Annotated in this window: 1 protein-coding gene; it reads right to left on the bottom strand. The window is 68.0% G+C overall.

From position 1 onward, the window contains the following. Positions 1–226: histidine kinase dimerization/phospho-acceptor domain-containing protein (locus J3482_RS22330; RefSeq protein WP_499706842.1), on the bottom strand; the 226-nt coding region annotated here is incomplete at its 3' end. Positions 227–253 lie beyond the last annotated feature (27 nt).

The following is a 253-nucleotide window of genomic DNA, read 5'->3' as shown; positions in this document are numbered from 1 at the left end:
CCACACGATGATCGGGAAGCGGATTCGCCTGAAGCGCCGCACCCACCAGCTCTTCGATCGATTGCCACTCGAGCCGCAGCTTGACGTCCTGGTTCTGCAGGCGCGCCATGTCGAGCAGGTTGGTGACCATCGTACGCATGCGCTGAGCCTGCTGCCCGATGGCGGCCGCGGCTTCGGCCTGCAGCGCGGGCAAGGGCGGCTGCGCTCGTAGCAGCGTCTCGGCCATTCCCACCAGGCCTGTGAGCGGCGTGCG

Origin of the sequence: Alicyclobacillus suci (assembly GCF_017329615.1) — a bacterium.
Lineage (GTDB): Bacteria > Bacillota > Bacilli > Alicyclobacillales > Alicyclobacillaceae > Alicyclobacillus > Alicyclobacillus suci.
This window is presented reverse-complemented; position numbering and strand designations above follow the sequence as displayed.